The following is a 23,499-nucleotide window of genomic DNA, read 5'->3' as shown; positions in this document are numbered from 1 at the left end:
GCAGCCCCCTCAACAGCAGTGAGTTCTTCCAGCTAAAAAGAGGCCGCCGGCTTCAGGGCAGCTTCGCTGCCCAGCGGGAGCAAGCTCCCTCGCCACAACAGCTCAGGTTCGACGGACCGAATGTGCTGCTCGACAAACGCGGCGCTCAACTCGATCACCCGGCGGTATTGCAGGTCGACGGTGATCATGTGGTAGCAGTTATCCAGCAGGATCTTGGTCACCGGGCCACCGAGGTGGCGCTCCACGTAATCGGCGTTCCAGCGGCTGGTGATGTCGTCCTCGAGGGAGTGCAGCACCAGCGTCGGTACCTTGACCTCGGGCATGCGTTTCCTGACCACGGCGTTCAGGCGGTGCAACTCGCGCACGGTGATACCTTCCATGGTCAGCAACCCCGCCTCGCTGCTCTCTCCTTGCTTCATCTGCCGCTCGACGACGGCCCGCAGGCGTTCATTCTTGATGCCGTAGGGCGGCTTTTCTTCGAAGCTGCACAGGTGCACTCCGAACGGAATCTTCATCAGCAACGGCGTGAGAAACGCCAGTTTGTTGATGCTCCAGCCGTCGTACTTCAAGGTGGTGGAATACATCAGCAGCCCGGCAACCCGCCCAGGGTGTTCGGCAGCCACATACATCGACATCACCGCGCCCATGGACAAGCCGCCAACGAACACTTGCGCGTGACGCCGCTCGATCTGTGCGAAGGTCTTGCGCACCCCTTCGTACCAGTCCCGCCAGCCGGTGGCCTGCAAGTCGCTGTTATCACCGCAGTGCCCGGCCAGGGTGGGCACGTACACCGTGCAGTTGCCCGCCTTGACCAGCCCCCTGGCGACCTGGCGCAATTCCGTCGGGGTGCCGGTCAGGCCGTGAATCAACAGGATCCCGACCGGACCAGCACCGAGAACGAAGCCGGCATCACCTTCACCGAGGTCGATCTCGCCGACACTCACCGTGTGGTCGCTCGCACCAGCAGTTGCTCGAGCAGCTTCAGGCCCAGGTCGATTTCCGGGTAGCTGATTTCCAGGGACGGCGCCAGGGTGATCACGTTCTTGTAGTAGCCGCCCACATCGAGGATCAGGCCGAGCTTCTGGCCATCCACCAGCATGTCGCCTTTCATGCCTTCTTCGACCATGTAGTCCAGGGTTGCCTTGTCTGGGGTGAAACCGTCCGGGCCGCAGATTTCGCAGCGCAGCGCCAGGCCCAGGCCGTCGACGTCGCCGATGATCGGAAAACGTTTCTGCAAATCCTGCAGGCCTTCGAGGAAGTATTTGCCCTTGGCCATGACCATCGCGCCGTAGTCGACCTCGCTGGTCATCTTGAACATTTCCAGGCCGACCGCGGTGCCCAAAGGGTTGGAGGCGAAGGTGGAGTGGGTCGAACCTGGCGGGAAGATTTTCGGGTTGATCAACTCTTCACGGGCCCAGATGCCGCCCAGCGGGTTGAGGCCGTTGGTCAGCGCTTTGCCGAACACGATCACGTCCGGCTGCACGTCGAAGTGTTCGATCGACCACAGTTTGCCGGTGCGGTAGAAACCCATCTGGATTTCGTCGCTGACCATCAGGATGCCGTGCTGGTCCAGTACATGCTTGAGCTCGCGGTAGAAGTTCATCGGCGGGATCACGTAGCCGCCGGTGCCCTGGATCGGCTCGACGTAGAATGCCGCGTATTCGCACTGGTTGGTTTTCGGGTCCCAGACGCCGTTGTATTCAGTCTCGAACAACCGCGCAAATTGCTGTACACAATGGCTGCCGTACTCTTCCTTGGTCATGCCCTTCGGGCCGCGGAAGTGATAAGGGAACGGGATGAAGTTGGCGCGCTCGCCAAAGTGGCCATAGCGGCGACGATAGCGAAAGCTCGAGGTGATCGACGAGGCGCCGAGGGTGCGCCCGTGGTAGCCGCCTTCGAAGGCGAACATCAGGCTCTTGCCGTTGGACGCGTTACGCACCACTTTCAACGAGTCTTCAATCGACTGCGAACCACCGACGTTGAAGTGCACGCGACCGTCGAGGCCGAACTTGTTCTTGGCGTCCACCGCGATCATTTCCGACAGCTCGATCTTGCCCTTGTGCAGGTACTGGCTGGCAATCTGCGGCAGGGTGTCGATCTGTTGCTTCAATGCGTTGTTCAGGCGCGGGTTGGCGTAGCCGAAGTTGACAGCCGAGTACCACATCTGCAGGTCGAGGTAGGCCTGGTCTTCGGTGTCCCACACGTAGGAACCTTCGCAACGGCTGAAAATACGCGGCGGCTCGATGTAATGCACGGTGTCGCCGTAGGAGCAGTACTTGGCTTCTTTATCCAGAAGGATCTGGTCTTCAGTGGTAGCGATACGGATATCAGACATGATGGAAAATTTCCTGAGTGTCGGCAGTAAAGGATGTGGCGTTGGCGGCGATGCCTTGTGGCAGTTGCGCCAGCAATGCAGGCACTTCGGCAAAGCTGTCGAAGCGCGCATGGGGAATCTGGTGGGCGACGCAATACTCGGCGAGGCTGCCCTTGGCGAACACGAAGTCGGCGGTGGAGGCCACGCACATATCGGACTTGCCGTCGCCGATCACCAGCACGCGCTTGTTGCGCGGCGTGGATTTGCATTTGCAGTTGCCGGAAGCGGCGCGACAGGCATCGCTGGCATACGGGAAGTCAATGCGCCAGCTGTTCTGGTCGACCTGGCGCAGACGGTTGGCGAGGATCGGCAGCAAGGTCACATAGTTGCGCGACAGAATGCGCGCGATGCCTTGCTCGATGCCGTCGCTGACCACTTCGATGGTCGCGCCCAGGCCCATGACGTGGTCGACGAAATCCGGGAATTCCGGGTCGATCTCGACACTGTCGAAATAGGCCAGCAACTCGCTCGGGGTCGCCTTGATCAGCGCCAGTTGGCGGCTCAGGCATTCGCGGGAACCGATATGCCCGTCCAGCCATTCCTGTTCGATGGTTTCCCATTCGGGGCCGGCGAAGCGTTGGAGGACGTTGTCGATGACATCGGTGGGGGTGATGGTCCCGTCGAAGTCACACACGATATGCCATTGGATCATTGCGTCTACCTTTGGAAAGAGGCGCGCTGTATGCGCTTGCCTTACCGGTAGAGCAGGGAGCGTGCCAATTGGCCAAAGCCCAGCGGGGCTGGGGCTTTTCCGGATATTCCGGGCGATAAGTGCGCCGCAAGCTACAATTTTTGTAGCTTGCTACAAACAAGATGAGTGCTTGCGCAGGCGCCAGGGTTTGCGCGTTCATGCGCGCCTGTTCACTCATCAGGAACTGTGACCATGTTAAGGATCACATGCGCTGCGCTCGTCGGGCTGCTGAGCCTTAGCGCCCAGGCCGGTGGCATCACCGGAGACGTCGGCGCAGGCGTCAGCTACCAACCCCACGACCCGACCGGCAGCCGCCACGAAACCCGCCCCGTGCCCTACCTGGACCTGGACTGGGGCGACGTCAGCCTGAGCACCGATGACGGCTTGACCTGGAGCGCGCTGAACGCCCACGGCCTCACCGCCGGCCCGTACATCAATTATTTGTCGGGGCGTACCTCCAATGGTGCGCTGCGAGGCCTGCGCAATGTGTCGGACATGGCCGAGGTCGGCGGTTTCATCCAGTACGCGCCGGCCGATTTCTGGCGGGTCTACGCGCAGCTGGGCCAGGCCGTGGGCGGTGGGCATTCCCAGAGCGGGGTGCTGGGCAAGGTCGGCGGTGAACTCGGTTACCCGCTGGGCGGTGGGATTATCGGCAGCAGCGGCCTGGTGGCGCACTTTGCCGACGCGCGCCAGAACCAGACGTTTTTCGGGGTGGACGATAACGAGGCGGCCGCCACGGGGTTCAAGGCCTATAACGCCAGTGGCGGTTTCCAGAACGTCACCTTGAGCCAGAGCTTCCAGTTCCCCCTGGCGCGCAACTGGTCATTGCTGACCAGTGCGAGTTGGGTGCACCTGGTCGGCTCGGCGGCCAACAGCAGCATCGTCAGGCAAGCCGGCGAGGTGAATCAGGGCCAGGTGCAGACGGCGATCAGCTACACATTCGATTGATTCACCTCGGTCAAAATGTGGGAGGGGGCTTGCTCCCGATAGCGGTGGGTCAGTCGCAGATGCACTTGCTGACACTCCCTCATCGGGGCAAGTCGAATCGTCGCACCGCCCCTCCCACATGGGATCGTGTTTCAGTTTTCTTCGCCTTCGGCCAATAGGGCGATGCCTCCAATAATCACCGCAACTCCCACCCAGTGCAGCGGACTGATGTGCTCCCCCAACCCCAGCCAAGACCCCAGCAGTACCGCCACAAATACCAGCGAACTCAACGGAAAGGCCAACGACAGACTGCTGCGCCGCAGGATCAGCATCCATACGAAAAACGCGCTGATATAACTGGCAATCGCCGCCAGAATCCCAGGGTTGCGCGCTACATCCGCCAGCCATTGCCAGGTGAAATCCATCTGCCCCAATTGATCACCGGCCACCTTGGTAAACAACTGCCCGGCACTTTCAGTGGCGATCAACAGCGCCCACAGCACCAGCGTGCCAAGCCGCCCATGCAACCAGCCCGTGTCGACGGTTTGCGTACTCATGCCTGGCCCCCCGCAATCGCCACCAACATCACGCCGAAGGTAATCACCAGCGTGCCCAGCCAACGGCGTCGGCTGACGGTCTCCTTGAGCACCCAACGGCCCGCCAGCACCACCAGGCAATAGGCCAACGCTGCCAGCGGAAACAGCAGGCTCAACGGCGCACGGGACAAGGCTTCGAGCCAGACGAAAAACTCGATGACATAGGCCCCGATGCCGGCCCAGAGCAGCGGCGCATTGAACACCTGGCCCCAGAACGCGCGCAGACGGAAACCGCCATCGAGTTGCGGCAAACGGTCCACGCCCAGCTTGAAACACAACTGGCCGATCACATCGAGCACGATGGAAAGCGCCAGCAACATCACCACGGTCAGGCTCACGGGAACAACTCCTCGAACAGATCGATCAGCGCCGCATTGGTCGCGGCATTGCGCTGCAAATCCTGCGCGCTCCAACGCTCGGGCGGGGGCTGGTCGGACTTGGCTTCCCAGCGCTTGAACGCGTTGCTGAAGGCAGGCGCCGCGAACTCGCCGCACACGTCGATGCCAATGATGCGTTTATGCGCCGCCAACGCCCGCAGGGCCTGGAGCAAGTGGCTCAGGCGCATGCCGCCCTGGTCCCAATTGGTGGCCGCGTCTTCACTGGCGAGCACGTCTTTGTCGAGGGTGATCCAGACCGCGTCGGTGGGCAGGCTGGCGATCATCTCGTCCAGGAACGTGGCCCAGTCCAGCTCCGCCAGGTTGCGCCAGTGCAGGTGATTTTCCTGCTGTCGGTGTCCGGCGCCATCGCCGACCCGGCCCCAGACTTTCGAGGGCGGGTGCTGCCAGGGGAACAGCTGCAACTGCCCGCGCTTGAGGGCCCCGAGGTTACCGCCGCGCAGCTGCGGGTTATGCAGGTCGTCACTGCAGGGGCCCAGGGTGACGATGCGTTTGATCGCCGGCATCTTGAGCGCGCGGTTGACCCACGAACCACAGTGGCGCTTGGGCGCAAAGCGCACCCAGTCGGGGTGGTTGTCAAAGTGGATCAGGCTGATGGGTTCTTTCAGGTCGGCGAGAAACGCCGGCGTGAGGTGGTGATAGTCGCCGGAGCCGACGAACAGGATTTCCGGGCGCGCATCCCTGGGCCGTGGCCGCTGGGCCAGGCGCTCGACGAAACGTTTCCAGGTTTTTTCGGTGGACCAGAGGCGCAGTTTCGGGCCCAGGTCCAGCAGATCCAGGCGCGTGGCCCGGCCGCTGGCCAACCGCTGGGCAATCGGCGCCTGAGCGGTGAGGCTGTGGTCGAGGTCAAGAATATTCAAGGCAGTGCTTCATCCCTAATGGCAGCGCCCAACCGCAGGCCGGGTGGGCTTCAGGGGGTCAATGCAAGGGATGGGCCAGGGAGATATTCGGACCAGCGCAGATCAAAATGTGGGAGGGGGCTTGCCCCCGATAGCAGTGTGTCAGCCAACTATTGGTGACTGATCCACCGCCATCGGGAGCAAGCCCCCTCCCACATTGGGTTTACTGTTTGGCGTCTTCGATGATCTGGCGAATCGCCCCAACAAAGGCTTCTGCCGGCTGCCCACCGCTCACAGCGTACTGGTCGTTGAACACGATGGTCGGCACCGACGTCACGCCACGGGTGATCCACAGCTTCTCCTGCTCACGCACCTCTGCTGCGTATTCGTCGCTGGCGAGAATCTCGGCGGCGCGCTTGAGGTCCAGGCCGACGCTTTCGGCGATGATCGCCAGGGTCGCGTGGTCGGAAGGGTCCTGGCCGTCGGTGAAATAGGCCTTGAACAGCGCCTCTTTGAGGTTGTATTGCAAGCCTTCCAACCCGGCCCAATGCAACAGGCGGTGCGCATCGAAGGTGTTGTAGATACGGCTCTGGCCATCGGTGCGAAAGGCAAAGCCCAACGCGGCGCCCATGTCGCGAATGCGCTCGCGGTTGGCCTGAGACTCTTCGGCGCTGGAGCCGTATTTTTCGGCGATGTGCTCAACGATGTTTTGCCCGTCGGCGGGCATGTTCGGGTTCAATTCGAACGGCTGGAAATGAATCTCGGCCTGCACCTCGGCGCCAAGCTCATCAAGGGCTTCGGTCAAGCCGCGCAGGCCGATGATGCACCAGGGGCAAGACACGTCGCTGATGAAATCGATTTTCAGGGGAGTACTCATGGGCAGGCCACCTCGCTGGCATTAATGCGCCGCAAAAGCGACACGATACACTACCTTCACAGCAGCTTCGAAGGCTCGCCCAGGTCGATCTGTGCCCAGTGCGCGGTATCTTCGCGATGGGCTTGCAGGTAAGGCAGCACCGCCGCCAGCAACGGCGCCTTGAACGCCTCCTGGAAACGGTGGGCCAGGCCTGGAATCAATTTCAACTGGCTGCCCTGGATATGCGCGGCCAGATGAACGCCGTGCATCACCGGCAGCAACGGGTCGGCGGTGCCGTGGACTACCAGGGTCGGCACCCGCAGCTGGTTGAGCAACGGCACGCGGCTCGGCTCGGCGAGGATCGCCATGATCTGGCGCTTCACGCCTTCGGGGTTGAACGCACGGTCATAGGACAGCGCCGCCTGATGCAGCAATGCCTGGCGATCATCCTGCACATTCGGGCTGCCCAGTGCCGCAAGCAAATCCGCCTGCTGTTCCAACGCCACCTCACGATTAGGCGCGCTGCGCCGCGACAGCAACTGCACCAACGCCGCGTTCGGGGCCGGCAGGCCTTCGGCGCCGGAGCTGGTCATGATCAGGGTCAGGCTTTCCACCCGCTGCGGCGCCATCGCCGCCAGGTGCTGGGCGATCATGCCGCCCATGCTCGCCCCCAGCACATGAAATTGCCGGACCTGCAATGCATCCATCAAACCCAAGGCATCGTCGGCCATGTCGGTCAGCGTGTAGGGCGCCGCCACCGGCAGGCCGAGCTTGTAGCGCAGCACCTCGAAAGTCAGGTTGGCGCTGGCCGGTGCCTGGCGCCAGGTGGACAGGCCAACATCGCGGTTGTCGTAGCGGATTACCCGAAAACCTTGCTGGCACAGGGCGACAACCACTTCGTCAGGCCAGTGGATCAACTGCCCGCCCAGGCCCATCACCAACAGCAAGGCAGGGTCGGACGCACGCCCGATACTCTGGTAGGCGATGCTTACCTGAGCCAGGTCGACCGTTTGGGTCGGGACATTGACGTCACATCGAGAAGCCGCAAAAGACGGCAGGCCGAACAACAGAGCGGCCAGTAAAAGCAACACGCGCATGAAAAACACCGAAACGCAGAACCCCAGTAGAGCGCGAGTCTGATGAAGTTTGTTCAAGCGCGCTGCCACAGTTCGATGACAGTTTGATGAAGAGTGCCAGGCGGTCCTGGTCGACATGCGCGGCAACATGAGACAAACTCACGCCATCCCACTTCATCACAAATTGTCTTCATGGAGAGCCCGTGCTCGAGATCCGTCACCTCAAGACCCTGCACGCCCTGCGCGAAGCCGACAGCCTGGTGGAGGCGGCCGAGCGCCTGCACCTGACCCAGTCCGCGCTGTCTCACCAATTCAAGGAACTCGAAGAGCGCCTGGGCATGCCGCTGTTCGTGCGCAAGACCAAACCGGTGCGTTTCACCAGCGCCGGCCTGCGCCTGCTGCAATTGGCGGACGCCACCCTGCCCTTGCTGCGCGGCGCCGAGCGCGACATCGCACGCCTGGCCGGCGGCACCGCCGGGCGCCTGCACATGGCCATCGAATGCCACAGCTGCTTCCAGTGGCTGATGCCGACCATCGACCAGTTCCGCGATGCCTGGCCCGAAGTAGAGCTCGACCTGGCCTCGGGCTTTGCCTTCGCGCCGCTGCCGGCCCTGGCCCGTGGCGACCTCGACCTGGTGGTGACGTCCGACCCGCTGGAGCTGCCGGGCATCACCTATGTGCCGCTGTTCACCTACGAAGCCATGCTCGCCGTGGCCAACCAGCACCCGCTGGCGAATAAATCCTACATCGTGCCGCAAGACCTGCTGACGCAAACCCTGATCACCTACCCGGTGGAGCGTGATCGCCTGGACATCTTCACCCGCTTCCTGGAGCCGGCCGACGTGGAACCGGCCCAGGTGCGCACCTCGGAACTCACGGTGATGATGATGCAACTGGTGGCCAGCGGCCGTGGCGTGTGCGGCATGCCCCATTGGGCGCTGCACGAGTACAGCTCACGCGGTTATGTGAAGGCCAAGCGGCTGGGCGAGAAAGGTTTGTTCGCCACGCTGTATGCGGGGATTCGCGCGGACATGCTCGATGCGCCGTACATGCGTGACTTCTTGCTGACGGCCAAGGACACGTCATTTTCGACGCTCGATGGCGTGAGTGCGGTGCGCTGAGGCCCGCGATAGGCTTCCCGTTACCTGCCAACTTGGCACGACCCTGAACCTGTGGCGGCTCGGAAGCCGAAGCCTCTCTAACTGATGCCGCGTTCCAAATGTGGGAGGGGGCTTGCCCCCGATTGCGGCCTGACAGCCGACCGAGATGCTGGATCAGTACGAGTACATATCCGTTGCTGCGGTAACGGCTGCTATGGGTTCCGCCCTTACGGCGGCTCACTTTTGAAAAGCGTGTACGGACCGGACACATGGTTGACGGGTGTGCGGGGACATGGTGGACACTTTGCGGCGAGCCAACTTCGTCGGAAAGCCATCATGCCTTGGACTACGAGAGACGCCATGAGCCTGAAAGAAGAGTTCGTTGCCTTAGCACGGCAACCCGGCAGCAACAAACGTGAGTTGTGTCGACGATTCGGTATCAGCCCACAAACAGCGTACAAGTGGCTCAAACGCTACGAGGCGCTGGGTCAGCCTGGTCTGCAAGAGAAATCCCGCAGGCCAGCGACCAGCCCTAAACTGACTCAGACGGCTTTGGAAGCCCAAATCATCGCACTTAGACAGGCCCATCCAGCATGGGGTGGACGCACCATTAGTAGCCTGTTGGAAAAGCGCATTGCTCCCAGCACCGTCACCAATGTCTTGCACCGCCATGGTCTGATTCAACCGCCTCAGAAGGAACATACGGCGACGTTGCGATTTGAGCACGACGCGCCTAATGATCTGTGGCAGATGGATTTCAAAGGACATTTCGCACTGCAACAAGGTCGATGCCACCCCCTGACTCTGTTGGATGACCACTCCCGGTTCAGCCTAGCCATTGATGCCTGTGATAACGAACGGGGAGCCACGGTGAAGGAGAAGATGATCGAGGTTTTCCAGCGCTATGGCTTGCCAGTTCGGATCAACGTTGATAACGGCGCTCCCTGGGGCTCGCCACGCAATCCGGGTGAAGTTTCAGAACTGAGTATCTGGCTGATTCGCCTGGGAATTCGGATCAGCTTCAGCCGTCCTCGCCATCCTCAAACCAATGGGAAGATCGAACGTTTCCACCGCTCGCTCAAAGCAGAAGTGCTTGATGGACGTTATTTTTCCACACTGATGGAGGCTCAATCGGCTTTTGATCAATGGCGTGAGGTTTATAACCTGCAGCGCCCTCATCAGGCGCTGGGCTACAAGGTGCCTATGGACCGCTATCGGAGCAGTCCCTGGGCGTATCCACAGCAACTGTCGGAATTTGAATATGGCCCAGATGATGTGTTGGCTAAGGTTTATGACAGTCGATTTCGCTTTCAGAAACGCTACTTCAGCATCGCCAAAGGTCTGCGTGGACAACACATCGCAATACGTCCTAACGCTGAGAGAGATGGCTTATTTGACGTCTACTTCTGTCATCAATTTCTACGGACCTTCGACGTGAATAACCCTGACTACGGGGCATAATGTGTCCACTATGTCCCCGCACAGGTGTCAACCATGTGTCCGGTCCGTACAAAAAGCGCAAAAGTAAGCAAAACGCTCTTGCCCCACCACTCGGCACCTCGCTTAGGCTCGGTGTGCCCGTAATCCGACAGTGATTTGGGGGGCCGCCGCCACGCGCCATCCATGGCGCGGGGCGGCTAAACCGGCATCCCTGCCGGTTTACCCCCCAAATCACTGTCGAATTCCGGCCAGCGTGGTTTAACGGGGCGCCTGGATCAAAAGCAAGATCACAAGCAAGAGCGGCTCGCTTCGCATCGTGGATACCTATGCGTTACCTGAGACCAACCCGGCATAGTGCTCGGCTGTCCGAGACACATGCACCGCTGGGCCTCTTGGCGCCGCGCCTACACTCGACCCTCACATTCATCCGGGCGCACGGCACCCTCCCTCAACCTGCGCCCTTTAGTAAGGGTTCGCGCATGCACACTTCATTGCCTTCTTCCCCAGCCCGACAGGGTGACGATCCACAACCGATCCAGGCCAAAGACACGCCTCTCGTCACTTTTCAGCCCGTGACGTGGCCTGTGGTACCCCCGGCGTCTTCGACCGAGGACCAGCAGGAGCACCTCATCGGCGAGCTTGCCAAACTCAACGTCCAAACCAACGACCTGATACAGGCACAGCCAAGCCTGGGCAGGGTGTATCAGCATAAATTGACTGAAGCCTTTCCCCATTCGCCCCGGCCCATCAACCCCAAGCAGATCTTTTACAGCCGTTACCGGGAGGACCAGGAGGGGCAACGGCAACTCTTGTTCAGCGAGCCGCTGGGGTCGTTGCTCACCCGGTTGCGCGCGCCAGACGGCGGCACCTATTTGACCCAACAGAGCGGTGCCTTCTACCGGGAGCCCAACACACTGGACGCCGACAAGCGCCTGTCTTCAAACGGCACAACGGCGCAGCTGGCCGGCTCGACGGAAATCGCCATCATCCAAAGTCTGAACGCGTTCTGGGACACCGCCGAGGACGACCAACCCGACCCGGAGGAACAACTGATTGCCTTGCGTCGCCAGGTGCTGGCCCATCAACTGGCGCTGCGCACGGTGGATGGCACGTTATCGGCGGCCGGGCGGACACTGGCCGACAATGTGCTCAAGTACCCCACTGCGGCGGCGCGGGAAAAGGCCTTCGCCACCGACAACAGGCCCGCGGTATACCGACTGATGCTGGAGGACGGCAGCGAGTCGCCGCGGCATTCATCCTCAACGCCACGGGCAAGACTCCGCCTACGGGCAGCGTGATGCTGTACAGCCCGGGCGAGGCGTTTGAGGAATATGAAAACCTGGACCGTTTGAATCAGGCCGTGGCGGCGCGCATACGCGAAGACGGCCCGGCCGGCAAGCGCCTGCTCGCAAGCCTGTCGAATACGGCCCGCGCAGGGCTGCCCGGTTTGCCCGTGCTGGCCGCAAGCCCGCCAACGATAGAGGCCGATATCGTGGCGCACTGTGTTCGCTCAGTACGAATTCGACAATATTTTGCTGTGCGCGAAGCCCTGCGCAAGGAGGCATTGCCGGTGGCCGGCGAACTCGATCTGGCGGCGGACACCACCCAGTATCTGGACATCACCGATGCCTTTGCCACACGTAATCTGCGCCTGATAGAGGTGCGCGAACCCGAGTGGCTGAAAACTGCCGACGTGCACGACCAGGCCCGCTACAGGCAACTGGAACAGGCGATGAGTGACAGCAATGCGGCGCTCATGCCTTTTCTTGAAAAGGTTCAGACACTGGAAGCGTTTTCACTCGAACACACAGACAAGGTCCTGAAAAAACAGAAACCGGCCTATGCCGACGTGGATATTGCCCCGTATAAAAGCCTGGTTCGTCTGCGTATATCCGCCTCCCTGCCGGTCGAGTTGATGGGGTATCGCGACGAGAACACCTCGGTCGTTTACATCACCGCCGATGAAAAAATAAACATCCCACGGTTTCTGGAAGGCCAGACACTGACCCGTGGCACCTGGAAGAGCCGGGTCGTCATGGACCTGCGCACACTGGGCAGTTACGCCCAGCGCAATGTCGACCCATGGTCCGCCCATGACTTCCACAGAACCATCAGCGCCACCGCCACCCTTGTCGATACCGACGGCAACACCAAGGGCACGCTGGGCGATTCGGATTTACGCGCGCTCGCCCAAGAAGCCGACATTGGAGAAAAATACGCCGAGTACCTCAGGTCAACCTTTTCGCAGGGCAGCGAAGGCAACAGCTTCGCCACCGCCTGGCAGCGCGCCAACGCGGCGAAAATGCACAAGGACGCCCTGGAGAGCCGGTTGAATCCCGATGTTCACAAGCTGTTTATATTCAAGACGCCCGGGAGCGGGTTTGACTGGATAAAGGCGGTGGTCGAGTACCCCGATTCCACAGAACGCCCCCGGGTCAGCGCGTCCGAGATCGACGTGAACCTGTTGGTGATGGGCGGCGCACTGGATGAAGGCCGAGGGGGGCAAGTGATCAACGGCGTGTTGATCATTCAGCGAAAAGGCACCACGCCTGGCGGCGTCTGCGTGCTGTATACACCGGATGCCCCGGATGAAGCGCCGTTCAGGGAACTGGCCAACGGCCTGAGAGAGCTGGACGCGCTGAAGGCAAAACCGCAATGGCGAGCCTACTTCAGCGCGCGCATGGCCACTAACGATGCGCACGAGCGCTCACGGATCTTCAGCGACACACGCGGCGTGCACCGCTATGCCTTAACAACGATAACCGGCAATTTTCACGCGTATTTGTATCTGGTGCAGCTTGGGTTTCAACTCGCGCATGCCGCTTTCCGTTCACGCAGCAATGCGCAGATTTCCCGCGAGTCCACCGTAAACGCCTTTATGTTCGGCATTGAAGTGGCCGATCTTTTTATCGGCCTGGTGCCCGGCAAGGCCGCACAGACGTTTGTGCGCAGGGGCATAGAGAAAGGGCTAGGCCTGACCAGACAACTGGGCCGCCGTATGCCGGGGCTGGTCCGAAAAATCGGCACCCACCACAGGGCACACATCGCGGTCACAAAGGCTTCGATCCGGCCGTTGGAGCCGGCCTGGGTCGATGTTGCCGCGTATCGGTTGCCCCAACCGATCGACGCATTCTTTGATGTGGAAGAATTTGCCCAGGCGAACCACTACACGCTGTGGCGCACATCGGGCAACGCCCCGTGTTTTTTTGACAAACACAATAATCAACTGATCGCGATGAGGGATGAAGGCGGGCGTTATCACCTGTTTCAGTCCTTTGTCGAAGACGGTGCGCGCTATGTAAAAGACCCGGCAGGAAACAGCGCGAACTTTATGGTGGTGCCGGGCGACGCAAAAAGCTGGAAGCCACGTTTCGAACGCACGACAGCGGGCGGCGGCACGGTGATGGGCATGCTGCGTGGGCTCACGCCTGAACAGCAAGTCGATGCCGACCTGATCGCGGCGCTTGGTATTTACTCAACAGATGAGCAGTTAAGGTATTTCGAACCCCTCATTAAAGAAATGACAGAGCCACAGAAGCGAACACTGCTGGCGAACGCACGACAGCAGATGGGTAATATCGACGAAGCCACCTTTCGTCGCAGGGTCTCGGGGCAGCGGAATTTAAGCCCACGCGCCAAAAATGAATTACGTGACGCATTGTTGAGGCTGCATTCGGAGACGGACATCTATGTCCACATAAACAGATCAACCTCGAACCTGGTCCCTCCCCTGCTCCCGTTGGACAAAGATAAATTATTTAAAAAAATAAAAAGACTAATTGGCAAAAACGATAACTTTTCAAAAGAAATCCGAGCCTCCATTAGAATTCAGGACCCCGACACAAACGCACAGTTTGTAGGTTATGCGATCACACCCAAGCAGATGAAGAGCCTGGATAAATTTGATGAAAATTATAAACTTTCAACTTGGTCATCGGATTCGCTCAAGGCGTTTCTAAACGAAAAAGGACGCCAACAAACACTTACCCGAATAGCTACCGATAATAAAATTACGCGCGAAGAGGCGCTGGAATCGCTTTTATCGAACCCTGAGGTACAAAAATCCTTAACCCTGTTCAGAACAATAAAATTCAAGGAAAAGCTCAAGGAACTTGGCGTGGTGTCCTACGCCGAGGACTTTAAAAAATCCGGCATTCCCTATGTCGCCATGTCACGCGGTACATACAAGAGTGGTGAGTCTGACGTAAGAATGATCGACAGTGTCGCCGTCACGGATTTTGAAAATAACCTCCCTCGGTTTTCAGCGTCTTTAGAGTTTGACGCCCCCCGTGTACCCACCAAAAAAATTGAAAAACCATCCCCTGCACCGACACCTTCCCCGGCTCCCCCAACGGCCCGAGATCCCGCGGTCAACATCGTGAAGCAGGACGAGTTGTTAGAAGCGCAAAGCCCGCTGCTATCAGAGAGTGCGAGAAACAAACTCGAGCAGATCACTCAGGACATTCAGGCAGGTCGTGTGAGCCGCAAAAAAATCGGCAACTACACCTATACTGATTTACCCCAGGTAGAGGCAGGCGCGGGCCGTGGTCGATGGCGGGTGGCCATTGAGCGCACCGCAAAAGAGGATGGCAAAGATGTCTTCGTACTCCGAGGTATCTTTGATTATCACGATACCCGGTCGGTCGCCTGGGGAATGTAATGCTCCCTTAACCCTCGCCGCGCAGCTCACGCCACATGTGGATCTTGTCGAAGTAGTCCAGGCCCACCCGCACCGCCAACGGTTCCAGGCCGTACTGGATAAAGCCGCAGCGCCGGTACAACGCAAAAGCGGCGTCATTGCCGGCGGTGACGGTCAGTTGGACTACCTTGAGGTGCGGGTGCTCGCGTGCCTGGTCGAGTGCCGCCTGCACCAACCGGCGGCCCAGGCCGTTGCGTTGATGGGCTGGAGTCACGTACATGCCGAACAACGTCACCTTGTGCCGCGCTTTCTCCCGAGGCTCGAACGCCAGGCCGATGATGCCGACCAGTGCGTCGCCGGCATATGCGCCGAGCAAACGATCCAACGCACCGTCCAGGCGCTTTTGCCACCAACTCAACGGCATCGCTGCGCGCTCGGCGACGCTGGAGGTGAACGCCTGGGGATAAACCTCATAGGCCTCGAGCATCAATGCCCGATAGGTCTCGGCATCGCAGGCATTGAGTGGGCGAATCGTCATGCGCCGAGCAGCGACGCGCGGTACAGCGGCAGGATCTGGTCACGGCTCAGCGGCGCCAATGGCAGGCCGCCGTCGCCCATGGGGTCGATCCAGCGTATTTCTTCAATTTCAGCGGCCGGGGACACCGCCACGTCGATGTGCAGCTGGAACATGTCGGCCTGCACGGTGAAGCCCGGCTCGTTGGCCGCAGGCCCCGAGAACTGGCCGAGGTACACAGCTTGTGCCGGATCGATATGCAGGTTCAGTTCTTCCCGCAGCTCGCGGGCCAGCGCCTCGACCGGTTGTTCGCCAGCGTCAATCTTGCCGCCGGGCTGCATGAAGGCCAGGGTCCCGCGTTTGCGCACCAGCAAGGTCTGGCCGTGTTTGTCGATCAGGACCGCGGCAGCGATGCGGATAATTGAAGGGCTCATGTGGGAATCGTTATCTCGTCGGGTTGTTTGATAAATACGCTGTATTTTGCGCCCTCCATCGACTCGAACGCGATCAGCTTGTCCACCAGCGGCAGGTTCAGCACCTTGCCGGCGTTGAGCAGAAGCATGCCGTTGTCGGCGTTGAGGTTGCGCGCCAGGACCATGCCGTCTTCAAGTTCGCGGGTGGTGAGGACTTTGACCGTGGGGTCGCCCAGGGTCACGTCGCTGAGGAAGGTGGCGCAGGCCTGCACAAAATCCTCGACCAACTCCGGGTCGTAAAGGCGCCCGGCGTACTTGCGGATATACAGCAACGCTTCATCGCTGTTCAGGTGCCGCTCCAGGATCAGGCCTTTTTGCAGCTCGATGAAGTCCACGGCCAATTTCAGCAGCCGCGAACCCGCCGGGATCGCCTCGCCCTTGAGGTGGTCGGGAAACCCCGAGCCGTCCCAACGCTCCTGGTGATGACGAATGATCCGCGCCGCATCCTTCATCGGCTCCAGGGTCATCAACAGCGACTCGCTCTGGGTCGGGTATTCGCGATACAGCGCGCGGTCGGTGCTGTACAGCTTGTCGGACGGCGCAACCATCATGCTGTCGGTCCAGCTCAGTTTGCCGATGTTGTACAGCGCCGCAGCCATGGTCAGGTCGCGGGTGCTGGCTTCATCCATGACCTGGGCGGCGCAGTACACGCGGATCAGCTCGATCAACGCGCGGTTGGTCTGCTTGTCCTTGGGCAACCGCAGGTTGGCCAGCAACGAAAACACTTCGGTACCGGTCACGTAGCTGCGCTTGAGCTCGTCGTAGGCCAGGTCGAGCATGTCGGCGGTCTGTTGCAGTTCGGCGGTACGCGCCGTCACACGCTTTTCCAGCGTGGCGTTCAGCGTTTTGAGCTGGTCGTTCTGCTCCCGTGTGAGGCGTTCAAGCCGCTGATGTTCGAGGGTCTGCTGCAAGACCAACTGCAACTCTTCGTCGTTCCAGGGTTTGCTGATGTAGCGGTGAATCTGCCCGTCGTTGATCGCCTTGACGATGGTGGTCAGGTCGGCGTAACCGGTGAGCAGGATGCGGCCGGTGGCCGGGTACAGGCGGTGGACTTGCGCCAACAGCGTGGCCCCGTCCATACCGGGCATGCGCGCATCGCTCATCACCAGGTCGATGGGCCGGGTTGCCATGATCTCCAGCGCCTGGGCACCGCTGGTGGCCAACACCACCTCGTAAGGCTGGCTGCGCAACAGGCGGCGCAGGCTGTTGAGGATCGACTCTTCATCGTCGACCAGCAGCACAGCGGACTTCGTAGCGAGTTGTTCATCCATGGCGACTCTGCCTTCAAATTAAACGATGTGAAGCTCGATTGAACCGGTGCGCCATGCCGATCCAGGCCAGCAGCGCGAAAATGCTGTTGATTTGACGCCAACTGGCCGTCGATATCAAGGGAGCTCAGCTATGCTGTCACTGCATGTTCACACCCCTTTGATTGTAAAACCAGGGAAGGAATCGTTATGCCGTCGAGTCTTCTGCACAGGCGCAGGGCACCATGACCCCGGAATCAGGGCGGGCCAACCGTCGCATCCTGATCGTCGATGACGCGGCTTCGATCCACCAGGATTTTCGCAAGATCCTCTGCGCCGATGAGCACGGCGAGCCCTCGCTGGACACCTTGGAGTCGGCCCTTTTCGGCACCGCCGCGCCGGTACGCCAGGCATTCGAGCTGGATTCTGCCTACCAGGGCCAGGAAGCGCTGGCGCTGGTGAACAAGGCACTGCAGGCCCAGGCGCCCTATGCGCTGGTGTTTATCGACATGCGCATGCCCCCCGGTTGGGACGGGCTGCAAACCATCGAACAACTGTGGGACGTCGACCCCAACCTGCAAATTGCCCTGTGCACGGCCTATTCCGACTATTCCTTCGAGGCGATCGAAGCGCGCTTGAAGTACAACGACCAGTTGCTGATTCTGAAAAAGCCATTCGATCACCTGGAAATCCGCCAGATGGCCAGCGCCCTGACGTGGAAATGGCAACTGGCCCAGGACGCGGCGCTCAAAGTGATCAGCCTGGAGCGCACCATCGAAGAACGCGTGCAGGAACTGCTCAAGGTCTCGCACCTGTTGCAATACGACGCCCTCACCGGGCTGCCCAACAGTACGCTGCTGGGCGACCGGCTGACCCAGGCCATCGCCCTGGGCCGGCGACACGACACGCAACTGGCGGTGATGTTTATCGGGCTCGACCGCTTCAAGCGCATCAACAATGCCCTGGGCTACCCGGTAGGCGATGAAGTGCTCGAGCAGGTCAGCCAGAACCTGGTGGCAACGGTACGGGCCTCTGATTCGGTGTTTCGCTACGGCGCCGATGAGTTCGTGATCCTGCTCAACGATATCCAGCACCCCCAGCAAACCCAGCACATTGCGCAAAAAGTGCTGAATGCCATCAGCGCGACGCGGCACGTCGCCGGGCAGGACCTGAGCGTGACCGCCAGCCTTGGGATCAGCGTTTACCCCAACGACAGCGCCAACGCGGTGGGGTTGATCAAGCAAGCTGAAACCGCCATGCACACCAGCAAGGAGCGCGGCCCGAACGACTTCAGTTTTTATACCGAAGACATGAACCTGCGCGCCCGACACCAGCAAAACCTGGAGAGCGCGCTACGCCAGGCGCTGGAGCGCGATGAGTTGGTGCTGCACTACCAGCCCAAGCTGGAACTGGAATCCGGGCGGATCGTCGGCGCGGAGGCGCTGACACGCTGGTTTCATCCAAGGTCCGGCTGGGTCAGGCCGGCCGAGTTCATTCCGGTCGCCGAAGACAGCGGCCTGATCGTGCGCCTGACCCAGTGGGTACTGCGCCAGGCCTGCGCACAAGCCCAAGCCTGGCGGCACATGGGCCTGGCGCCGCTGCGCATGTCGGTGAATATTTCGGCGATCGACTTTCGCCAACGCAACTTCGTCGACAACCTGGCCGCCATCCTCGAACAAACCGGCCTGCCGCCCGCCCTGCTGGAGCTGGAAATTACCGAAAGCGTGCTGATGCAGAACGTCGACGAAACCGTGGCGATCCTGCAAAGGATCAAGGCGCTGGGGGTGCGCCTGGCCCTGGATGATTTCGGCACCGGTTACTCCAGCCTCAGCTACCTGCGGCGCTTTCCCATCGATGTGCTGAAGATCGACCAATCCTTCGTGCACGGCCTGAGTATTAATAGTCAGGACGAACAACTGATCAGCGCTATCATCGGCATGGGTAAAAGCCTGAAACTGGAAATAATTGCCGAAGGCGTGGAAACCCTCGACCAACTGAATTTCCTCAAAGCCCAGCGCTGTGAGGAGGGCCAGGGTTTTCTCTTCAGCAAAGCGTTGGCGCCGCAGGATTTCGTCCAGTTGCTGCAGGTGGGTAGCGCGACACTGATGCCCGATCAATAGCCCCAGGCCGCAAGGAGTGCTCGCTTGAGCCATGTTTCAACTGCCCGTACCGGCTTCATTCTCGCGTTGTGCCTGGGCAGCGGCGCACCGCTGGCAGCCGCACCGCTGAACGAGGCGCTCAAGCCCATGCCGGCAATACCGGCGCTGGACCCGGCCAAGGTTGAACTGGGCCGCCAGTTGTTCAACGAGCCGCGCTTGTCGGCGAATAACACGCTGTCCTGCGCCAGTTGCCACCGCCTGGAATCCGGCGGTGCCGACAACAAGCCGTTTTCGATCGGCTTTGACGGTAAACCTGTGGTGCTCAACACGCCTTCGGTGTTCAACGCCAGCCTGAACTTCAAGCAGTTCTGGAATGGTCGGGTAGACACGCTGGAAGCACAGGTTGATCAGGTGGTCACCAGCCCCGTGGAAATGGGCAGTGACTGGAACACCGTGGTGCAGAACCTGGCGGCCGTGCCCGTCTACCAACGCGCCTTCGCCCAGTCTTACCCCGATGGCCTCAGCGCCGCCAACGTGCAAAACGCACTGGCTACCTACGAGCGCACGCTGCTTACGCCCGACTCGCGGTTCGATCAGTATCTGCAGGGCAACACCGCGATACTGACCACCCAGGAAAAGTACGGCTACCAGCGCTTCAAGGAGTACGGCTGCATCGCCTGCCACCAAGGCGTGAACATCGGCGGCAATATGTTCCAGAAATTCGGGGTGATGGGCGACTACTTCCAGGCACGCGGCAACCCGCAGGAGTCAGACCTGGGGCGCTACCTGCTGACAAAGGACGAAGAGGACCGCTATGTGTTCAAGGTGCCCAGCCTGCGCAATGTCGCCGTCACCGCACCGTATTTTCACGACGCTTCGGCCAAGACCCTGGAAGAAGCGGTCGATGTGATGTTCAAGTACCAACTGGGGCGTAACCCGACCCAGGACGACAAGGACCTGATTATTCAATTTCTCAAGACCCTGACCGGTAACTGGGCGGGCAAGCCCCTATGAGACGCTTGTCACGCCTGTATCGCCGCCGCGCCAGCCAGGTGTTGCTTGGCCTGATGACTCTGTTCCTGGCCTCCACGCTGGTGTTTTTGTACCTCAAGTCTTCCCGCGACCAGACGGCCACTTATACCCAGTCGCGAGACCTGATCCGCCAGCTCCAGCAGCTCAATGCCCAGTGGGACAGCGAAGTGCTCAAGGCGCGGATCGCGCTGACCCACAACTACGACCCGCTGGTCATGCCCCTGACGGAAATGACCCGGATCGGCGCCGAACTTGCGAGCCGCGACGCCTACCACAGCGCTACCGACCTGCCGGGTTGGCAAGCCAGCCACGCGGCCTATCAGGCGGCCATCCAGGAAAAAGCCCGGCTGGTGGACCAGTTCAAATCCCACAACGCGGTATTGCGTAATTCATTGGCGTTTTTGCCGACCGCCGAAGATGACATCCAGGCCCTCTTCAACAGCATTGACGACGAAGGCCGCCTGCAACTGCAGAGCGTGGCCACCGACACCTACGACCTGCTGCTCAGCAGCCTGGAGTTCGCCCAGGTCACCAGCGACGAGCGCGCCGCCGATATCCTGGTGGGCCTGGGCAAACTGGCGATCAACAAACAGAGCCTGCCCGTCGAGTTCCAGGTACCGGTGGATATCCTCAGCAATCATATTTCGCTGATCCTGCGCGAACAGCCCGTGGTCAACAGCCTGCTCGAACGGATTGCCGCCGTACCCGTGGCCGAGTGCCTCGACGCGCTGACCACCCACCTCGATCAGGACCAGCAGGCCGCCGACCTCATCGAACATCAATACCACCGCTACCTGCTGGTGTTCTCGACGTTGCTGGTGGTGCTGCTGCTCTACCTGGCCGTGCGCCTGCTGCGCAGTTTCGCCGAGATCAACCGCGTCAACCGCGCCTTGCAGTCGGCCAACGAAACCCTGGAACAACGGGTGGAACGGCGCACGCAACAGCTCAGGGACGCCCAGAGCGAACTGCTCGACAGCGCCCGCCAGGCCGGCATGGCCGAGATCGCCACCAACGTGCTGCACAACGTCGGCAACGTGCTCAACAGCGTGAACATTTCCGCCGACCTGGTCAGCCGCAAACTGCGCAGCAGCAAGGCCCAGGGCCTGGGCAAGGCCATGCAACTGATCAACGCGCACCAGGGCGACCTGGGCAGCTTTCTCACCGAGGATGAAAAAGGCAAATTGCTGCCGGGCTACCTGAACCAACTGGTGGACGCGATTGCCATCGAGCAGCAAGGCATGAGCGATGAGCTGGCGCAACTGAGCAAAAGCGTCGACCACATCAAGGACATCGTCTCGACCCAGCAATCCTATGCCGGCGCTTCCAAGCTGCTGGAGCCTGTGGATATCGCTGCCCTGATGGACGATGCCTTGCGCATGAACGCCGGCGCGTTGACTCGTCACCACGTCACGGTGGTCAAGGAATACGCGCCGGTGCCGCAGATTCTGGGGGACAAACACCGGTTGCTGCTGATCATGGTCAACCTGATCAGCAACGCCAAGTACGCCATGACCGGTCTTTCCGAGCGGCCACGGCAAATCACCCTGAGGGTCGAACAGGTAGATGACCAGACCCTTAAAATCAGTGTGAAGGACGACGGCGAAGGCATACCGGTCGAGAACATGACGCGGATCTTCACCCACGGCTTTACCACCCGCAAGGAAGGCCACGGCTTCGGCCTGCACAGCTGCGCCCTGGCCGCCGTGGAAATGCACGGCCAACTCACGGCTCACAGCGACGGACCGGGCCTTGGCGCGGTGTTTACCTTGACGATTCCCCTGACCCTTGTCGGAAGTACCGCATGAACCAGCCTCCCAACCGGCGCATCCTGCTGATCGATGACACCCCGTCCATTCATGAGGATTTTCGCAAGATCCTGATGCCGAGCGCGCCATCCAACGAGGCGCTGGACGAGATGGAGTCGGCACTGTTTGGCGATACCGCCCAGCCGCAGGCCCAGGCGTTCGAGCTGCACTGCGCCTATGGCGGCGAAGAAGGCCTGGCCTTGCTGAGCACCGCCATGGCCGAGCAACGCCCTTACGCGCTGGCCTTCGTGGATATGCGCATGCCCCAAGGCTGGGACGGCGCGAAGACCATCGAGCAACTGTGGAAGGTCGCACCCGACCTGCAAGTGGTGGTATGCACCGCGTACTCGGATTATTCCTGGGATGACCTGCTGTCGCGCCTGAACGCCTATGACCGCTTGCTGATCCTGAAAAAGCCGTTCGACAACATCGAAGTCCAGCAAATGGCCAACACCCTGGCCAATAAATGGGACATGGCCCGGCGCGCGTCCCTGCAAACCCAGCATCTGGAACAGCTGGTGGAACAACGCACCCAGGCGTTGCAGTTGGAAATCAACGAACGCAAGCACCTGGAAAGCCAGTTGGTGCAGTCGGAGAAGCTGGCCTCACTGGGGCAACTCGCGGCCGGCGTCGCCCATGAGATCAACAACCCGGTGGGCTTCATCTCATCCAACCTCAGTACCCTCGACAGCTACTTCAACCAGCTGCAACAGATGCTGGAGGCTTATCAACACAGCGAAGCGCTGATCCCGGCGCAGGACCAGCGCGAGCGGCTCAAGGCGTTGCGCACAGAACTGGAACTGGAGTTTCTCAAGGAAGACATTCCGGTGCTGATCCGCGAGTCCAAGGACGGCATTGGCCGCGTGGTACAGATCGTCAAGGACCTGAAGAACTTCTCGCGGGTGGATAACGACCAGACCTGGCAGTTCGCCAACCTGCAACAGGGCATTGATTCGACGCTGAACATCGTCGCCAGCGAACTCAAGTACAAGGCCGATGTGATCAAGCACTACACGCCCCTGCCGGACATCGAATGCCTGGCCTCGCAGCTCAACCAGGTGGTGATGAACCTGGTGATCAACGCCGCCCAGGCCATGGGGCCGGAGCGCGGCACCATCACCATCAGCAACGGCGTGGACGGCGACACCATCTGGTTGGAAGTGGCGGACAACGGCTGCGGCATCGCGCCCGACACCGTGCAGAAGATTTTCGACCCGTTCTTCACCACCAAGCCGGTGGGCGAAGGCACCGGGTTGGGGCTGTCATTGTCCTACGGCATCGTCAAGAAACACCGGGGGCATATCTCGGTCAGCAGCGAGCTGGGCAAGGGCACGACGTTTCGGGTGGTGCTGCCGATTCGGCAGACGGCGGCGTAGGGCACGCCGCCGGGTACAGC

The 23,499-nt window shown here is 60.6% G+C and carries 20 protein-coding genes; 9 read left to right on the top strand and 11 right to left on the bottom strand.

What is annotated here, in order from left to right; all coding sequences use genetic code 11:
- Positions 1-32: 32 nt before the first annotated feature.
- Genes C4J86_RS06080 through C4J86_RS06070 form a run of 3 tightly spaced genes read right to left on the bottom strand, consistent with a single transcriptional unit; the run spans position 33 to position 3,026 of the window.
- Positions 33-944, bottom strand: coding sequence for a carboxylesterase (locus C4J86_RS06080; protein WP_124369804.1), 912 nt, complete (start codon positions 942-944; stop codon positions 33-35).
- On the bottom strand, positions 941-2,335 hold the full coding sequence (locus tag C4J86_RS06075; protein ID WP_124361495.1) for an aspartate aminotransferase family protein: 1,395 nt from the start codon (positions 2,333-2,335) through the stop codon (positions 941-943). The genes C4J86_RS06080 and C4J86_RS06075 overlap by 4 nt, the downstream gene beginning before the upstream one ends.
- Positions 2,328-3,026 carry an MtnX-like HAD-IB family phosphatase gene (locus C4J86_RS06070; RefSeq protein ID WP_124369803.1) on the bottom strand — a complete coding sequence of 233 codons (699 nt, stop codon included), beginning with the start codon at positions 3,024-3,026 and terminating at the stop codon, positions 2,328-2,330. The genes C4J86_RS06075 and C4J86_RS06070 overlap by 8 nt, the downstream gene beginning before the upstream one ends.
- A 231-nt stretch (positions 3,027-3,257) precedes the next feature.
- Here C4J86_RS06070 and C4J86_RS06065 point away from each other — a divergent pair, with 231 nt between their 5' ends.
- A complete protein-coding gene (locus C4J86_RS06065; protein WP_124369802.1) occupies positions 3,258-4,013 on the top strand; it encodes a MipA/OmpV family protein in 756 nt (251 codons plus the stop codon).
- Positions 4,014-4,144: 131 nt separating this feature from the next.
- On the opposite strand, the gene C4J86_RS06060 is transcribed toward C4J86_RS06065, so the two are convergent.
- The 5 genes from C4J86_RS06060 to C4J86_RS06040 all read right to left on the bottom strand — a co-directional run bounded on the left by C4J86_RS06060 (position 4,145) and on the right by C4J86_RS06040 (position 7,775).
- Positions 4,145-4,549 (bottom strand): transporter, encoded by a 405-nt coding sequence (locus C4J86_RS06060; RefSeq protein WP_124369801.1) that lies wholly within the window; start codon positions 4,547-4,549, stop codon positions 4,145-4,147.
- Positions 4,546-4,926: an EamA family transporter gene (locus C4J86_RS06055; RefSeq protein ID WP_124369800.1), complete on the bottom strand. Its 381-nt coding sequence runs from the start codon at positions 4,924-4,926 to the stop codon at positions 4,546-4,548. The genes C4J86_RS06060 and C4J86_RS06055 overlap by 4 nt, the downstream gene beginning before the upstream one ends.
- Positions 4,923-5,843, bottom strand: coding sequence for an arginase (locus C4J86_RS06050; RefSeq protein WP_124369799.1), 921 nt, complete (start codon positions 5,841-5,843; stop codon positions 4,923-4,925). The genes C4J86_RS06055 and C4J86_RS06050 overlap by 4 nt, the downstream gene beginning before the upstream one ends.
- A gap of 202 nt (positions 5,844-6,045) precedes the next feature.
- On the bottom strand, positions 6,046-6,699 hold the full coding sequence (locus tag C4J86_RS06045; RefSeq protein ID WP_124369798.1) for a DsbA family oxidoreductase: 654 nt from the start codon (positions 6,697-6,699) through the stop codon (positions 6,046-6,048).
- A gap of 56 nt (positions 6,700-6,755) precedes the next feature.
- Positions 6,756-7,775, bottom strand: coding sequence for an alpha/beta fold hydrolase (locus tag C4J86_RS06040; protein WP_124361488.1), 1,020 nt, complete (start codon positions 7,773-7,775; stop codon positions 6,756-6,758).
- A gap of 182 nt (positions 7,776-7,957) precedes the next feature.
- On the opposite strand from C4J86_RS06040, the gene metR reads away from it, so the two are divergent.
- From metR to C4J86_RS06020, 4 genes are all read left to right on the top strand, one after another.
- Complete coding sequence (gene metR / locus C4J86_RS06035) at positions 7,958-8,875, top strand: transcriptional regulator MetR (RefSeq protein ID WP_124365990.1); 918 nt, start codon at positions 7,958-7,960, stop codon at positions 8,873-8,875.
- A 315-nt stretch (positions 8,876-9,190) separates the two neighbouring features.
- Complete coding sequence (locus C4J86_RS06030) at positions 9,191-10,315, top strand: IS481 family transposase (protein WP_124369797.1); 1,125 nt, start codon at positions 9,191-9,193, stop codon at positions 10,313-10,315.
- Between the two features lie 551 nt (positions 10,316-10,866).
- Positions 10,867-11,592, top strand: a complete 726-nt coding sequence (locus C4J86_RS06025; RefSeq protein ID WP_124369796.1) for a hypothetical protein — start codon at positions 10,867-10,869, stop codon at positions 11,590-11,592.
- Positions 11,592-14,954 (top strand): dermonecrotic toxin domain-containing protein, encoded by a 3,363-nt coding sequence (locus tag C4J86_RS06020; RefSeq protein ID WP_124369795.1) that lies wholly within the window; start codon positions 11,592-11,594, stop codon positions 14,952-14,954. The genes C4J86_RS06025 and C4J86_RS06020 overlap by 1 nt, the downstream gene beginning before the upstream one ends.
- A gap of 7 nt (positions 14,955-14,961) precedes the next feature.
- On the opposite strand, the gene C4J86_RS06015 is transcribed toward C4J86_RS06020, so the two are convergent.
- From C4J86_RS06015 to C4J86_RS06005, 3 genes are read right to left on the bottom strand one after another with little or no spacing between them, the layout of a single operon-like run.
- Positions 14,962-15,471 carry a GNAT family N-acetyltransferase gene (locus tag C4J86_RS06015; RefSeq protein WP_124369794.1) on the bottom strand — a complete coding sequence of 170 codons (510 nt, stop codon included), beginning with the start codon at positions 15,469-15,471 and terminating at the stop codon, positions 14,962-14,964.
- Positions 15,468-15,881, bottom strand: a complete 414-nt coding sequence (locus C4J86_RS06010; protein ID WP_124365987.1) for an NUDIX domain-containing protein — start codon at positions 15,879-15,881, stop codon at positions 15,468-15,470. The genes C4J86_RS06015 and C4J86_RS06010 overlap by 4 nt, the downstream gene beginning before the upstream one ends.
- The gene (locus C4J86_RS06005) at positions 15,878-17,191 is read right to left on the bottom strand and encodes an HD domain-containing phosphohydrolase (protein ID WP_124369793.1); all 1,314 of its coding nucleotides are present in this window, start codon (positions 17,189-17,191) and stop codon (positions 15,878-15,880) included. The genes C4J86_RS06010 and C4J86_RS06005 overlap by 4 nt, the downstream gene beginning before the upstream one ends.
- A gap of 221 nt (positions 17,192-17,412) precedes the next feature.
- On the opposite strand from C4J86_RS06005, the gene C4J86_RS06000 reads away from it, so the two are divergent.
- The 4 genes from C4J86_RS06000 to C4J86_RS05985 are packed head-to-tail and all read left to right on the top strand — an operon-like array spanning position 17,413 to position 23,479.
- A complete protein-coding gene (locus C4J86_RS06000) occupies positions 17,413-19,287 on the top strand; it encodes a bifunctional diguanylate cyclase/phosphodiesterase (protein WP_124369792.1) in 1,875 nt (624 codons plus the stop codon).
- Between the two features lie 24 nt (positions 19,288-19,311).
- The gene (locus tag C4J86_RS05995; protein ID WP_124369791.1) at positions 19,312-20,280 is read left to right on the top strand and encodes a cytochrome-c peroxidase; all 969 of its coding nucleotides are present in this window, start codon (positions 19,312-19,314) and stop codon (positions 20,278-20,280) included.
- The gene (locus tag C4J86_RS05990) at positions 20,277-22,103 is read left to right on the top strand and encodes a DAHL domain-containing protein (protein WP_124369790.1); all 1,827 of its coding nucleotides are present in this window, start codon (positions 20,277-20,279) and stop codon (positions 22,101-22,103) included. The genes C4J86_RS05995 and C4J86_RS05990 overlap by 4 nt, the downstream gene beginning before the upstream one ends.
- Positions 22,100-23,479 (top strand): ATP-binding protein, encoded by a 1,380-nt coding sequence (locus C4J86_RS05985; RefSeq protein ID WP_124369789.1) that lies wholly within the window; start codon positions 22,100-22,102, stop codon positions 23,477-23,479. Before C4J86_RS05990 ends, C4J86_RS05985 begins: the two co-directional genes overlap by 4 nt.
- The last annotated feature ends 20 nt before the right edge of the window (positions 23,480-23,499 follow it).

It is taken from the genome of Pseudomonas sp. R2-7-07, from assembly GCF_003852355.1.
Classification (GTDB): domain Bacteria; phylum Pseudomonadota; class Gammaproteobacteria; order Pseudomonadales; family Pseudomonadaceae; genus Aquipseudomonas.
The sequence above is the reverse complement of the archived record's forward strand: the minus strand, read 5'-3'. Positions and strand labels throughout refer to the sequence as shown.